This is a genomic window from Agrobacterium sp. MCAB5, assembly GCF_052114365.1.
Lineage (GTDB): Bacteria > Pseudomonadota > Alphaproteobacteria > Rhizobiales > Rhizobiaceae > Agrobacterium > Agrobacterium tumefaciens.
Genome location: NZ_JBFREP010000008.1, coordinates 112928 through 125420, shown reverse-complemented (window position 1 = coordinate 125420; position 12493 = coordinate 112928). Strand labels below are relative to the sequence as shown.

Below are 12493 nucleotides of genomic sequence, written 5' to 3'. Positions count from 1 at the left end.
TCCTTATTCATACGATGTTTGCTTCGGTCGCTTGCCGCAGGTCGGTTTCCGACACTCCATCGGCTAGTTCGACGATTTTCAGCCCGCCATCAACGACGTCGAGGACTCCGAGATTGGTGATGATCCTATCAACCACGCCGGCACCAGTCAGCGGAAGCGAACATTCGTGTAATAGCTTGCTCTCTCCGTGCTTGGACGTATGTTCCATCACGACGACGACCCTGCCGACGCCGGCTACCAGGTCCATAGCTCCGCCCATGCCCTTGACGAGCTTGCCGGGAATCATCCAGTTGGCAAGGTCACCCTTTTCCGAGACTTCCATGGCTCCGAGGATAGCCATGGCGATCTTGCCACCTCGGATCATGGCGAAGCTTGTGGCGCTGTCAAAATAGCTCGTATGGGGCAATTCGGTAATCGTCTGCTTTCCAGCGTTAATCAGGTCGGCATCCTCTTCTCCTTCGAAGGGGAAGGGCCCCATGCCCAACATGCCGTTTTCCGACTGCAAGGTCACGGAAACGCCGGATGGTATGTAGTTCGAAACCAATGTCGGTATCCCAATACCAAGATTTACGTACCAACCGTCCTGCAGCTCCTTTGCCGCACGGGCAGCCATTTGATTGCGGTCCCACATATTCTTGTCCTTTTATGCGCGCTTGCGGACGGTGCGTTGCTCGATACGATTCTCGTGCTCGCCCTGTATTAGCCGATGAACGTAGATGCCTGGGAGGTGAATCCCGTCCGGATCGAGACTGCCGGCCGGCACAATTTCCTCAACTTCGGCGACGCAAACCCGACCGCAGGTCGCAGCCGGCGGATTAAAATTGCGTGCGGTTTTGCGAAATACGAGATTGCCGGTCGTGTCGGCCTTCCACGCTTTTACGATTGAGAGATCTGCCACGATGCCGCGCTCGAGAATGAAGGTCTCGCCTTCGAACTGCTTGTGTTCCTTACCTTCGGCGATAAGGGTGCCCACGCCGGTGCGGGTATAGAAGCCGGGAATGCCCGCTCCACCCGCCCGCATTCGTTCCGCCAACGTACCTTGCGGATTGAACTCCAGCTCTAGTTCGCCGCTCAGATACTGCCGCATGAATTCGGCATTCTCGCCAACATAGGACGAGATCATTTTTTTGACCTGCCGGGTTTCGAGAAGAACGCCGAGGCCAAATCCGTCAACACCGGCGTTGTTGGAAGCAATCGTCAACTCTCTTGTCCCGGCAGCCCGTACAGCGGCAATGAGGAGCTCGGGAATGCCGCAGAGACCAAATCCGCCTGCTGCTATCGTCATGCCGTCGAAAAGCAATCCTTCTAGTGCCGTTTCGGCTCCGCTGTAGATTTTCTGCACTCTGATCTCCGTCAATTTATCCACTACAAAGCCGAGCGTCCGTGACAGTCCCGGCTGTAGCTCCGACTGTCATTGTTTACTCGTTCGCCCCGGACATGTGGCGGGCAGCGATGTAGCCGAAGGTGATTGCCGGTCCGAGGGTGATGCCGCCGCCGGGATAATTTCCACCCATGATGCTCGCAGCATCGTTGCCGGCGGCGTAGAGACCAGCAATTGGCCGCCCGTCGCCGTTGAGCACTTGAGCGTTCTCGTTGGTCTTCAGGCCAGCATAGGTGCCAAGGTCGCCGACATAGAGCCGAACGGCGTAGAACGGGCCTTTTACGATCGGTGCGACGCAGGGATTGGGCTTGTGCTCTGGATCGCCGAGCGAGCGATTGTAGGCTGTCGACCCCTTATGGAATTCTGGATCCTCGCCCTTTTCCGCATGCTTGTTGAACTCGGAAACAGTGCGTTCCAACTGAACCGGATCAGCCCCCAACTGCTCCGCCAATTCACCGAGAGTTTTGCCACGCACCAGATATCCGTTCTCAATCAGTTTACCGTAGGGAACGGGTGCAGGCTTGGCAAAGCCGAGGCCGTATTTCCTAAAAGTGCGGTGATCGGCGATAAACCAGGCGGCGAGCTCGCCACCTTCCTCGCCACAGCGCTTGATCATGGCCTGGCAGAAATCATGGTAGGAATTGGCCTCGTTGACGAAGCGCCTACCGGACCGCGTGATCGCAATGACCCCCGGCTTGGAACGGTCGACGAAATGCGGAAAGGTCCCGAGCGTTCCGTCAGGCTTGCGCGGCCGGGAAATCGGCACAAGTGCAACCGCGTTTGGAAGGCTCGTATCGACTGTCGCGCCGACCCTTTCGCCCATGCGCAAGCCATCACCAGTATTGCCAGGAGGGGCCGGTGACACATGCTCGTGGCCGGAAGGTGAATGCGGAATGAGTTCCTTGCGGCGCACCGCATCCTGTGGAAAGCCGCCTGCTGCGAGGACAACGCCCTTTGCTGCGAAGACCTCGTATTGCCCGTTGGGGCTGTCCACCCTCGCACCGACGACCCGCCCGCTTTCGTCCTTGATGAGATCTTTGACGGGGCTGGACGTCCAGATCGGCACATCTTTGTCCATGCATGACTTGACCAGCCTACCCACCAGAGCATTGCCGTTCAGGAGGCGCATTGGACGGCCATGAAAGGCCATGTCGCGAACGAATTTGCTGAACAGCTTTGCAACATACCACATAGACACCGGCGATCGGGTGACGTTGAAGAAATGCAGCAATTCCTTGCCGGAACCGATCATCATCCCAAGGAAGGTGATCTCCCACAGAGGCGGACGCAGCCGCTTGATCTCCTTCCCGAGTTCACGACCGTCAAAAGGTTGTGCCACGATAGAGCGCCCGCCCGGCATCCCGCCTGGTGCGTCCGGGTGATAGTCCGAGAAGGTCGGACCGAGGTCAAATTTCAGCGCGGTCTCCCGTTCGAAAAAGTCGACTGCGGCCGGCCCTGCCTGAAGGAAGGCGTCAATTCGTGGTGCATCGAAATGCGTGCCCGTTTCGTGCTGGAGATAGATTCTCGCCTTTTCGGCACTGTCGACGACGCCTGCGCGCTTGGCTGGGGCGTTACCCGGTACCCACATCCATCCCCCAGAGCGAGCGGTCGTGCCACCGAACACCGGTTCCTTTTCGACGACGAGAACTTTAAGCCGGCGGTGCGCTGCTGACACAGCGCTTGCGAGACCACCTGCGCCAGAGCCGACGACAAGAACATCACAATCGTAACGCTTCATGACATAATCCTTCATTACGGAATGCGCTCCCAAGAGCGGCATAAGTAGAATTGCGAGCTGAACGAGAGCAGGCATGGGGGGCAGCCACAGGCCGTGAGGAGGTTAGTCCAGCTCGACATTCGAGATGAACAGCTCTGTTGCGGCTCGGACTGTTAGAGAAGTTTATATACGAGCAGCTGCGACAGTCGGCGGGATCGCTAACCCCAGCGAAGCCCAACTAACCGGCGCCATTGGAGATTGGACCGCAAGCGACCAGTAGCCCGCGCTTTGCGTGAACAAGTTCGCCAAAAGGCCAAGACTTCGCACTATGATAACTCCTCCTGCTTTGACCTGGGTGTCACCTCATGCCAACTCCCCGCGGCGTACTCCCGTCACGCCGCCTCCGGACCGAGGCATCCCCCGGGCCATCCGCGAACACATTCTTTGATAACGAACCGATTTGTCAATAGGAAATTTTTGATTGAGGCCTTACCATGTTGACCGCAGGCGTCAGCTGCGGTTTAAGAGAGGATTGTGGGAGCGAGACAAAAATCTGAGAAAACGGAGACTTAATGGCTAAGGGGGAAGGGCGAGGAATCCAGTCTATCGACATTGGCGGCCGGTTGCTGTCGGTGCTGGTCGATGCAGATGGCCCTATGATGTTGAAGGACCTTGCAGCGATCGCCGACCTCCCGCCGGCGCAAGCTCACGCCTACATTTCAAGTTTTCGCCGTCTTGATTTGATAGAGCAGGACGTTGCCACTGGCCGTTACCAGTTGGGGCCTTTGGCAATCCGGCTAGGGTTGGCGCGTGTGGCCAGCTTCGGGCCGCTACGCGCAGCGCGCGATGCGACGGTTCAACTAGAACTCAAGTTGGGCTTGATGGTGGCTTTGGTCGTATGGGGGGTAGGCGCTCCGACAGCATTACAAGTGCAAACGGGGAATTATCCGCTGAACGTCAACCTACGACCGGGCATGGCGCTACCGGTTCTCGGGTCCGCAGCGGGCCGCGTTTTCGCGGCCTTCGGATGTCCCGCCGGCATAGAGGCCATCATCGAGGACGAGTTTGCCCAGACCCCGGGCGACAAAAAATCTGCAAAGAAGGCCCGCAAGGCATTTGAAGACGAGTTGGAAACAGTTCGTCGAACGGGCTATGCGGTGACCCGAAGTGAGCCCGTTCCAGACATTGACACGATTGCTGCGCCGGTTCGCGGAGCAAACAACGAAGTTATTGCCGTGATCACCGTTGTCGGAAGCTCAGCCAATCTGGACCTTAGTATCCACGGAGCGCCAGTGCTCGCTCTGCTAAAGATCTCCGAAGAATTGTCACAAGGTATCCAGCAATGACCGAAAAGGTTCATCCCCGGAACGGTCTTGACGCCCGTGGTGTTCAGTCGGTTGAAGTCGGCCTCGGAATTCTTTTGCCTTTCCTCGACGCCAAAGACCCCCTCAAACTCCGTGAGGTCGCCGAGAGGGCTGGTGTGCCACCAACAAAGGCGCACGCCTATCTGGTGAGTTTCCGCCGTATGGGTCTGGTCGAGCAGGACGAGGTCAGCGGCCGCTACCGGCTCGGTCCATATGCTTTGCTCCTGGCGATTGGCCGAATGCGAAGTTTTGATGCGATGAAAGCTGCCGCCGTGGCAGTCGAAGCACTGTCAGAAGAAACGGGTCTAACAGTTGCCGTGAGTGTCTGGGGTTCTTTCGGGCCAACGGTGGTCCAGATACGCAAGGGCGTCGATCAGAACTATATCAACACCAACGTTGGGACTGTCTACTCCGTCTCGGGGACAGCGGCTGGTATGGTCTTTGCCGGAAACATGCCAGAAGCGACAATCAGAGCGGCAATCCGAGCAGAGGTTCGAGAGGGAGGAAAGACCCTCCGTGTCGGCAAAACGCGAGCCTATTCTGACATTGTCGATGAAATCGAACTTGTGAAGAACCGCGGATTTGCGACCATTTTCCCACGACCAGTTCCTGGAATTTCCGCTGTCGGCGCGCCGGTCATCGATCATACGGAGCAGGTGCAGATGGCCGTAACCCTGATAGGGCCGGAAAGCCATCTCGACATTGACCCGAATGGTGCGACTGTAAAAAAGCTCCTGGCGGTCACCAAACGACTGTCCTTCGAACATGGCTATGTATCCCCACGATAACGTGGCCGACGGTCGGAATCGGTTATTTGCATTCAAGGCAAGCTCTTGGCCGATTCAAGCGGTTTCCCAAACAGAATGGCGCATAATCCGTTATTGACACATCGATTTGTTTTAGGCAAATGTGCTGACCGGTGTCAACGCGACCTTCGCGCTCGCCGGATGGACATGGGAGATGTCCTAATTCAAGGAGGAGTTACAATGATTGTTCGTTTCGGCCTGTTGACACGGCGCGAGGATCTATCGACCGAGGCCTTCGGCACATATTGGCGCGGCAACCACGCTGACGTCGTTAAAGCGACCATGCCGAACCTGCGGGGCTACATTCAGAACCATGTGGTCGATCGCAGCCAGAAAGGCATTGATTACAAGCGAATCTCGATCGAAATTGATGGGATGGCGCAATTGTTTTTCAATTCCCTTGCAGACACACGCAGCTTTTCAGACCCGGCAAAAATTAAAACACTTCAGGATGATGAACAGAATTTCCTGGGTGGCATCGCAATTCTGACCGCCTTCCAGAATGTCGTGGTCACGCCTCCTACCAAAGGGAAATTTGCCAAGCGCATGTCCCTGATACGCAAGCGCCCTGATGTGACAATGGAGCAATTTCAGGACGAATGGTTTAATATGCATCCGGTCCTCGTCAAACGTCTGCCCGGTCTTCTCGGTTACCGGCAAAATATCGTCATCGATCGGCAAAAAGACCGCCTTAAGGCCGATGAAAACGGCGATGATATTCAGGTGGATGGTGTGGTCGAGCTATGGTTCGAAAGCGCAGCAGCAACGGAGGAAGCTTTCCGCTCACCTCGCGGGCTCACGGCGATGAGCCACGCGCAGGAATTCCTGGGTGAGATTTCCACCTACATGGTGGATGTGACCGAAGTCATCGCCGAACCCCAGGTCTGAGCCTTCAACGGCAAGTTGGACAACCCGCCAAAAAACATTGGCTGGAGTCTCCGTCGTTTCAATGGAGGAGATCGCCTTGGACTGGCTATTCTACATTGTCGCCACTCTGGCGGTAATCATTCTCGGTTTATCAAAAGGCGGTTTCGCAGGCATTGGCATGATTAGTACGCCGATGTTGGCGCTCGTCGTCGGCCCCGTCAGTGCAGCCGGTTTCATCTTTCCTATCCTGATCATTCAGGATGCGGTCGCCGTTTGGATGTACAAGCGCGAATGGAACCGGCAGATCGTTTCGATCATGGTGCCGGGCGCAGCTATTGGCGTATGGCTGGCATACGAGCTTGCTTCGACCGTCCCCGAATGGATCGTTCAAATTTCGCTCGGGGTCATCTCGCTGGTTTTTGCTTCAAGCCAACTCCTTCTTTCGTTGAAAAAAACCCAAGAGATCGGTCGGCCACCCGTGAAGGCTCTGGGCCTGTTGAGCGGCATGGGCGCCGGTTTCACGAGCATGATAGCCCATGCCGGCACGCCGCCATTCCAGCTCTATGTTGTGCCGCAAAAGCTCAGTCGGGATGCCTATATAGGCACGAGCGTCATTTTTTTCGCGCTGCTCAACCTGATGAAACTGCCGGCGTTCGCTTTGCTCGGGCAGCTCAGTCCGCACCACCTGATGGCAGCATTTATCTTCGCTCCAGTTGCCGTGGCATCGAGCTGGCTTGGCGTTCAACTGGTGCGCAGGGTCGACGTCGTCCGCTTCAATATGATCATCACCATAATCCTGATCGGCGTAAGCGTGACCCTGATTGGTCAAGGCATGCTTGGGCGATAGACCATTCGCGAGCATCGATTGGGATTTGAACATCTCGCTGATCGCTACGACGGATCAAAGATTTTCCCAGTAAGGAGGAGAACCGATTTGTTCGATGAGAAAATCGGACACCTCGCGCACCTTCCGTGAGCGAATTCGGTTGCCTGGCGAGAGTAGCTGCACATGCATCTGTTCTGCTGAAGCAGATATGTCCCAGTCAGAGAGCAGCGTTACTAGGCGACCATCCCTGAAGCTGGATGGGTCGAACAGCCAACTGGGAAAAAGAACGATACCTTGAGACGCGATTGCTGCGGCAACCAATACCTCCGCATTATTGCTTCTGAGAGGGCCACTCACCTCAAGTGATTTGAAGTCGCCTTCGGTCGGGCGCTTGAAATACCAGCGCTGAGCACCTTGTTCGCCTTTATAGAGCAGACAACTGTGGTCACGCAGATCGTCAGGTACCTGTGGCACGCCGCTAGCGCGCAGATATTCAGGGCTTGCCGCAAGTACATATCGCTGGCCACTAACAGTGCGACCAAGCAGACCGGAGTCTATGACCCGTCCTACACGTACGGTGATGTCAACCCGTTCCTGGACCGGGTCAACGAATGCGTCGGTGAGGGTAAGCTCCAGTATGAGGTCGGGGTACTTTTCCTGCAAGCGGGCAAGCAGGGGTGCTATATGAAGTCGGCCGAGCGCAACGGGCGCATTAATCCTGACCACTCCCTTCAATCCTACATCGCGTTGGGTGAGGTCTTCGGCAGCAGTATCAAGCAGCTCAATGGCTTCTTGTACTTGAAGGTAGAAGCGCTCACCCTCGTCCGTCAGTCTCACTGCGCGAGTGCTACGGTAGAATAGCTGGCGGCCAAGCTCTTTTTCCAAAGCTGATATGAAGCGTGAAACGGAGGATGCTGGCACTTCGAAGTGCCTGGAGGTAGCAAGGAAGCTGCCGTTTGCCGCTACAGCGAGAAAGTAGCGCAACGCCTGAAGCTGCATAACGTCCCTCCTTTGATCTGCACGCAGTGCCAGATAATTGCTATTCAAGCAATTCTTATTTGAAGATTGCAGCTATTGTTGCATTAATTGCAGGTGGCTACCTAGGTTCAGTAAATTTGTTTTTCAGCCTTATGGAGCGCCATTTCATGACAGAGTTGTTCAAACCGTTCGACCTCGCAAGGCTTACCCTGCGAAATCGCATTGTGATGGCGCCGATGACCCGTGCGCGAGCGACCAACGATGCGGCTGATGTGCTGACGGCGCTCTACTACGCGCAACGTGCGACTGCAGGCCTTATCGTAAGCGAAGGCACATCGATCTCAAGAGAAGGGCAGGGCTATCTTTTCAACCCTGCCATCTACACTGCGCAGCAAGTCGCAGGGTGGAAGCTGGTCACTGACTCGGTCCATGCAGTGGGCGGGCACATTTTTGCGCAGCTATGGCACGTCGGTCGTGTCTCGCATCCCTCAATTCAAGAAAACGGAGAGCTGCCGGTAAGCCCGAGTTCAAAAAAGGCAGAGGGTGCGAGGGCCTACGGGTACAACGAGCGAGGTGAACCTGACCAAGTCGAGCCTCCAGCACCCCGTCAACTTGCCACCGAAGAGGTTGAACGTATCGTAAATGATTTCGCCCAAGCCGCATCCAACGCCGTCGAAGCCGGGTTCGATGGCGTCGAGATTCATGGAGCAAATGGCTACCTCCATGAGCAGTTTTTGAACCCTAAAGTGAACGATCGCACAGACAAATATTCGGCGGACCAGTTAGACAACAGGCTACGTTTCACGCTGGAAGTAATCGATGCTGTGGTTGCTCGCATCGGAGCTCACAGGGTAGGCATCCGAGTTTCACCTTACGGTCAGCTCTTCGACATGCCGCTTTACGATGAAATAGATGAAACTTATCTCGCGTTATCCCGTGAGATTGCAGAGCGGAAACTGGCCTATGTGCATGTGATGAACCAAGATAGCTTCGAGCGGATTGATCGTGGCGTCCAAGGCTTCGCAAATGGCGGGCTATTTTCCTTGCTCAGGAAGATCAAGTCAGAGCTGACAGACACGGCGCTGATATTGACAGGGGGACTTACACACGCGCGAGCTGAAGAGTTCCTTTCCGATGGTCTGATCGACCTGGCCGGCTTTGGACACGCGTTCATCAGTAATCCCGATCTTGTTTCACGGCTGGAGCATGGCTGGGCACTTGCGCCGGCTGATCGCGCGACTTTTTATGGCGGTAATGCCAAAGGCTACATCGACTATCCGCCGTATCGCCCATAGTTCACTGCTTGCATGTGACGTTGTGACGATGTTGAGCGTAGCCGTGACGCCATACCTATGGGGGAAGTCATCGCCGTTTCAATATCTGGCTCTCCGCAGGCTTGTAGGGCCCGGAGAGCGGTCGGCACGAGCGAAACGGTGGCTTGATGACTTGAGCATTTCTGGCGCGCTTGCTGTCTTCCGACAAAGGTTCGACTGCGCGCTCTAGTCGAAGCAATCATGCCCATCCCGATGCCTTCCCAGTGCAGCGATCAGAGCTGGTTCCAAGGAGGCTGCGGTATGAACCTGGCGACGAGTTCGTCAATTACCACGCGTACTTTAGGTGCGACGAGCCGCGACCTTGGCCAAATGACATGAATGGGAAAGCCGCGTGTTTGGACTCCCGGAAGAATCTGTCGCAGCCGGCCTTCACGAAGATGGTCGGCGATGAGCCAAGTCGCTAGCTGAGCGATGCCCTGTCCTGCAATAGCCGCTGCGCATATCGCGTCAGAATCGTTGCTAGTGATGCGACCAGTGACCGGACGTGCAATCAATCCACCGCCCTCATCCGCAAACCACCAGGGCAATGGTTGCCGGCCGCTCGCAAAAACAATGCAATCGTGCTCTGCAAGTGCTTCGATCGACTGAGGAGATCCTTTACGCTCGATATAGGCTGGTGACGCGCACAGAATGGATTCCTGGATACCGAGTTGGCGGGCAATCAGTGTCGAACTGTCCTCCAGATCGCCGATGCGTACCACAAGATCGACCCCATCTTCGACGGGGTCTATGCGTCGGTCAGTGAATTTGATCTCAAGCGAGAGGTCATGATGGCGAGCCGCTATGTCAAGGAGAACCGGCAGCAACCAGCGACGGCCAAAAACCACTGGAAGATCAATCCGCAAAGAGCCACGCGGTGGCAGATGATGAGACGACAACGCGTCCTGCGCGCCTTCCAATTCTCCCAGTATTCGCGAACACGTCTCGTAAAATGCCTGCCCATCGGCCGTCAGCGCGAAGCGGCGAGTCGTTCGGTTGAACAGGCGTACACCCAAACGCTCTTCAAGCCGCATGACCGTCTTTGCCACTCCGGATTTCGACAGCCCCAGCCGTAAGGCGGCTTGCGTGAAACCGCCTGCGTCGGCAGCTTGAACAAACACAGATATACCTTTGAGATGGTCCTCGGCGATCATGCAAAACCCGATTGACGAACTGGTGTCGTCTTAGTTGAGAGGTCTTGGTACTTTAATTATATCCAGAACGTCAATAGAACAGGTGCAGGGAGGGTTTTGCTTAAAGGGGATATCCGTGTCAGTGCAATTCCAAACCCAAACCCTATCTTCAAGCGGCAATGAGGCGCGGCCGGCAGGGCGTGCAGTGATATTGCTGCTTTCGGTCGGTGCGGGCGTCGGGGTTGCAAGTGTTTACTATAGCCAGCCAATTCTGCCGCTCATGCGCGACGCATTCGGCGCTTCACCGGAACAAATGATATGGGTTCCCGCTATCGCCCAAGCAGGTTATGCGGCCGGAATGCTGTTTCTTGCGCCACTTGGCGATTTTGTCGAACGTAAGCGTTTGGTTCTCGTGAAATCGGCCCTTCTAGCGCTCGCGCTTGCGGTAACCGCAATTTCGCCGTCACTTTCCGTGCTGCTCATCGCGAGCTTGGCTTTGGGTATCCTGGGTAGCCTTGGACAGGACTTCGTGCCCATGGCAGCCCACCTTGCGACGGAAGAGCGTCGCGGTCATACGATTGGCGTCGTCACGACTGGACTGCTTTGTGGCATACTTTTATCACGGACCGTCAGTGGTTTTATCGGAACGGCGTTTGGTTGGCGGGCAATTTACGAAATTGCAGCAGTTTTGGTTGCCTTGGTATGGGTAGCTGTCTGGCATTGGTTGCCGCGTCAGCCCGCGACGGCAAGCGGCTCGTACCTCAGCCTTTTAAAAAGTCTTGTCAGCCTGTTTCGCCAGCATACAATTTTGAGAAAGTCTCTGTTGACGCAAGCACTTCTAGCGCTCCCGCTCGGTGCCTTCTGGTCAGTCCTCGCGCTGATGCTCGCTGGACCTCCATTCCACCTCGGTCCCTCGGCTGCCGGTGAGTTTGGTCTAGCCGGGGCGGCGGGAGCACTGGGAGCTCCCCTGTTCGGTCGACTTGCAGATAGCCACGGTCCCTCTGCCGCAATCAGGGTTGGTTGTGTGCTGGTCATCGCCGCTTTTTCGCTGGTCCTCATCTTTCCATTGTCCTTGCCGGTTCTGATCGCAGCTACCGTCTTGTTCGATCTAGGTGTGATGGCGGGATTGGTGTCCCACCAGGCCGTGGTCACGTCGATCGATCCAGCAGCGCGCGGCCGCCTTAACGGTCTGCTGATGAGTGCTGCCATGATCGGAATGTCCGTCGGCGCGACGATCGGTGGCTTTGCCTGGAACCACTTTGGATGGACCGGAGTATGCTGCCTTTGCGCGGTGTCGGGCGCTCTCGCCTTGCTTCGCTCGCTGCTTCCCCCTAACGCCGGCACTGGAATAGGTGGTGTCAGTGATTGAAAACACTGAACGTAAATCGGATCGAGCAGCCCGAATGCTCATTTCAGTTTCAGAGTGTCGCATAGATAAACGGACGCGAGGCTCGCGAATTTAGCAATTGCAGCATTTATAGTTGAACCCGGCGCAAAGGCATCGCGGGCTTGCCCCGTCGTTCCGAACCAAAGAACGACAATGATGTCAGGAGACACCGGTTCCGACCAAAGACGCGGACGGGCATGGCTGGCTGTCACGTGGTTCAACGAAACCTCTGTCGCTCCAGATTCCCGGCCAGCAAGGCGAAGCGCGTCGCTCGCGCTATGCACATCAACGCCGTCTTGGAAAACGAGAGGGATCATAACCTTGGTTCCGTCACCGTCATGCGGCCCCTCGGTTTCGACAAGATTGAGAGACCAGCCCTTCAGAAACAGAAGTTCATCTTCGGGAATCTTGACCGCCCCCGTTTCTGATGCCTGCGCTAATTTCATGGCCCCATCGTCGGTGAAATAAAGTTCGACAATACCTTGGGCACTGAACGCACCGGTTGGGGGGATGCTGAGCAGTTCCTCATCAACGCGGTTCTGATCGTACTTGCAGACCCCGGGGAGCGATAGAGCCAACTGGGCATGATTTCCTGCCCAATGCGTACGGAAGGTCTCTATTCCGAGGTCCTCCCTCTTTGCCAAAAGTGTCATGCGCTTCAACACGAACAAGCCTCCAAATCGTTTATTCTATGGGCGAGGAAAATCGAGTTCTATTTGCT

12 protein-coding genes are annotated in these 12493 nt (G+C 56.0%); 6 read left to right on the top strand and 6 right to left on the bottom strand.

Translation table 11 applies throughout. The features are described 5' to 3' along the window. Positions 1 to 7: 7 nt before the first annotated feature. From AB4Z23_RS18240 to AB4Z23_RS18230, 3 genes are all read right to left on the bottom strand, one after another. Positions 8 to 631, bottom strand: a complete 624-nt coding sequence (locus AB4Z23_RS18240; protein WP_441360465.1) for a 3-oxoacid CoA-transferase subunit B — start codon at positions 629 to 631, stop codon at positions 8 to 10. A gap of 12 nt (positions 632 to 643) precedes the next feature. After that, complete coding sequence (locus AB4Z23_RS18235) at positions 644 to 1342, bottom strand: CoA transferase subunit A (RefSeq protein ID WP_441360464.1); 699 nt, start codon at positions 1340 to 1342, stop codon at positions 644 to 646. Positions 1343 to 1418: 76 nt separating this feature from the next. Next, positions 1419 to 3134 (bottom strand): FAD-dependent oxidoreductase, encoded by a 1716-nt coding sequence (locus AB4Z23_RS18230; protein ID WP_441360463.1) that lies wholly within the window; start codon positions 3132 to 3134, stop codon positions 1419 to 1421. Between the two features lie 536 nt (positions 3135 to 3670). Here AB4Z23_RS18230 and AB4Z23_RS18225 point away from each other — a divergent pair. From AB4Z23_RS18225 to AB4Z23_RS18210, 4 genes are all read left to right on the top strand, one after another. After that, on the top strand, positions 3671 to 4444 hold the full coding sequence (locus tag AB4Z23_RS18225; RefSeq protein ID WP_441360462.1) for an IclR family transcriptional regulator: 774 nt from the start codon (positions 3671 to 3673) through the stop codon (positions 4442 to 4444). Further along, a complete protein-coding gene (locus AB4Z23_RS18220) occupies positions 4441 to 5250 on the top strand; it encodes an IclR family transcriptional regulator (RefSeq protein WP_441360461.1) in 810 nt (269 codons plus the stop codon). Before AB4Z23_RS18225 ends, AB4Z23_RS18220 begins: the two co-directional genes overlap by 4 nt. Positions 5251 to 5295: 45 nt before the next feature. After that, complete coding sequence (locus AB4Z23_RS18215) at positions 5296 to 6156, top strand: EthD domain-containing protein (protein ID WP_441360460.1); 861 nt, start codon at positions 5296 to 5298, stop codon at positions 6154 to 6156. Positions 6157 to 6217: 61 nt separating this feature from the next. Continuing rightward, positions 6218 to 6982, top strand: coding sequence for a sulfite exporter TauE/SafE family protein (locus tag AB4Z23_RS18210; RefSeq protein WP_441360459.1), 765 nt, complete (start codon positions 6218 to 6220; stop codon positions 6980 to 6982). A gap of 54 nt (positions 6983 to 7036) precedes the next feature. On the opposite strand, the gene AB4Z23_RS18205 is transcribed toward AB4Z23_RS18210, so the two are convergent. Continuing rightward, a complete protein-coding gene (locus tag AB4Z23_RS18205) occupies positions 7037 to 7960 on the bottom strand; it encodes a LysR substrate-binding domain-containing protein (protein ID WP_441360458.1) in 924 nt (307 codons plus the stop codon). 59 nt (positions 7961 to 8019) lie between these two features. Here AB4Z23_RS18205 and AB4Z23_RS18200 point away from each other — a divergent pair, with 59 nt between their 5' ends. Continuing rightward, entirely contained in the window at positions 8020 to 9234 is a 1215-nt protein-coding gene (locus AB4Z23_RS18200) for an alkene reductase (protein WP_441360457.1), read from the top strand. A gap of 251 nt (positions 9235 to 9485) precedes the next feature. Here AB4Z23_RS18200 and AB4Z23_RS18195 read toward each other — a convergent pair whose 3' ends face one another. Continuing rightward, a complete protein-coding gene (locus tag AB4Z23_RS18195; protein ID WP_441360456.1) occupies positions 9486 to 10406 on the bottom strand; it encodes a LysR substrate-binding domain-containing protein in 921 nt (306 codons plus the stop codon). A 115-nt stretch (positions 10407 to 10521) separates the two neighbouring features. Here AB4Z23_RS18195 and AB4Z23_RS18190 point away from each other — a divergent pair, with 115 nt between their 5' ends. Continuing rightward, the gene (locus AB4Z23_RS18190) at positions 10522 to 11754 is read left to right on the top strand and encodes an MFS transporter (RefSeq protein WP_441360455.1); all 1233 of its coding nucleotides are present in this window, start codon (positions 10522 to 10524) and stop codon (positions 11752 to 11754) included. Between the two features lie 38 nt (positions 11755 to 11792). On the opposite strand, the gene AB4Z23_RS18185 is transcribed toward AB4Z23_RS18190, so the two are convergent. Beyond that, the gene (locus tag AB4Z23_RS18185) at positions 11793 to 12437 is read right to left on the bottom strand and encodes an EthD domain-containing protein (protein WP_441360454.1); all 645 of its coding nucleotides are present in this window, start codon (positions 12435 to 12437) and stop codon (positions 11793 to 11795) included. Positions 12438 to 12493 lie beyond the last annotated feature (56 nt).

Excerpts from the sequence above, each read along its gene's own strand:
- AB4Z23_RS18230 (WP_441360463.1), bottom strand. The coding sequence starts at position 3,134 with ATGAAGGATTATGTCATGAAGCGTTACGATTGTGATGTTCTTGTCGTC.
- AB4Z23_RS18220 (WP_441360461.1), top strand. The coding sequence starts at position 4,441 with ATGACCGAAAAGGTTCATCCCCGGAACGGTCTTGACGCCCGTGGTGTT.
- AB4Z23_RS18205 (WP_441360458.1), bottom strand. The coding sequence starts at position 7,960 with ATGCAGCTTCAGGCGTTGCGCTACTTTCTCGCTGTAGCGGCAAACGGC.
- AB4Z23_RS18210 (WP_441360459.1), top strand. The coding sequence starts at position 6,218 with ATGGAGGAGATCGCCTTGGACTGGCTATTCTACATTGTCGCCACTCTG.
- AB4Z23_RS18195 (WP_441360456.1), bottom strand. The coding sequence starts at position 10,406 with ATGATCGCCGAGGACCATCTCAAAGGTATATCTGTGTTTGTTCAAGCT.
- AB4Z23_RS18225 (WP_441360462.1), top strand. The coding sequence starts at position 3,671 with ATGGCTAAGGGGGAAGGGCGAGGAATCCAGTCTATCGACATTGGCGGC.
- AB4Z23_RS18240 (WP_441360465.1), bottom strand. The coding sequence starts at position 631 with ATGTGGGACCGCAATCAAATGGCTGCCCGTGCGGCAAAGGAGCTGCAG.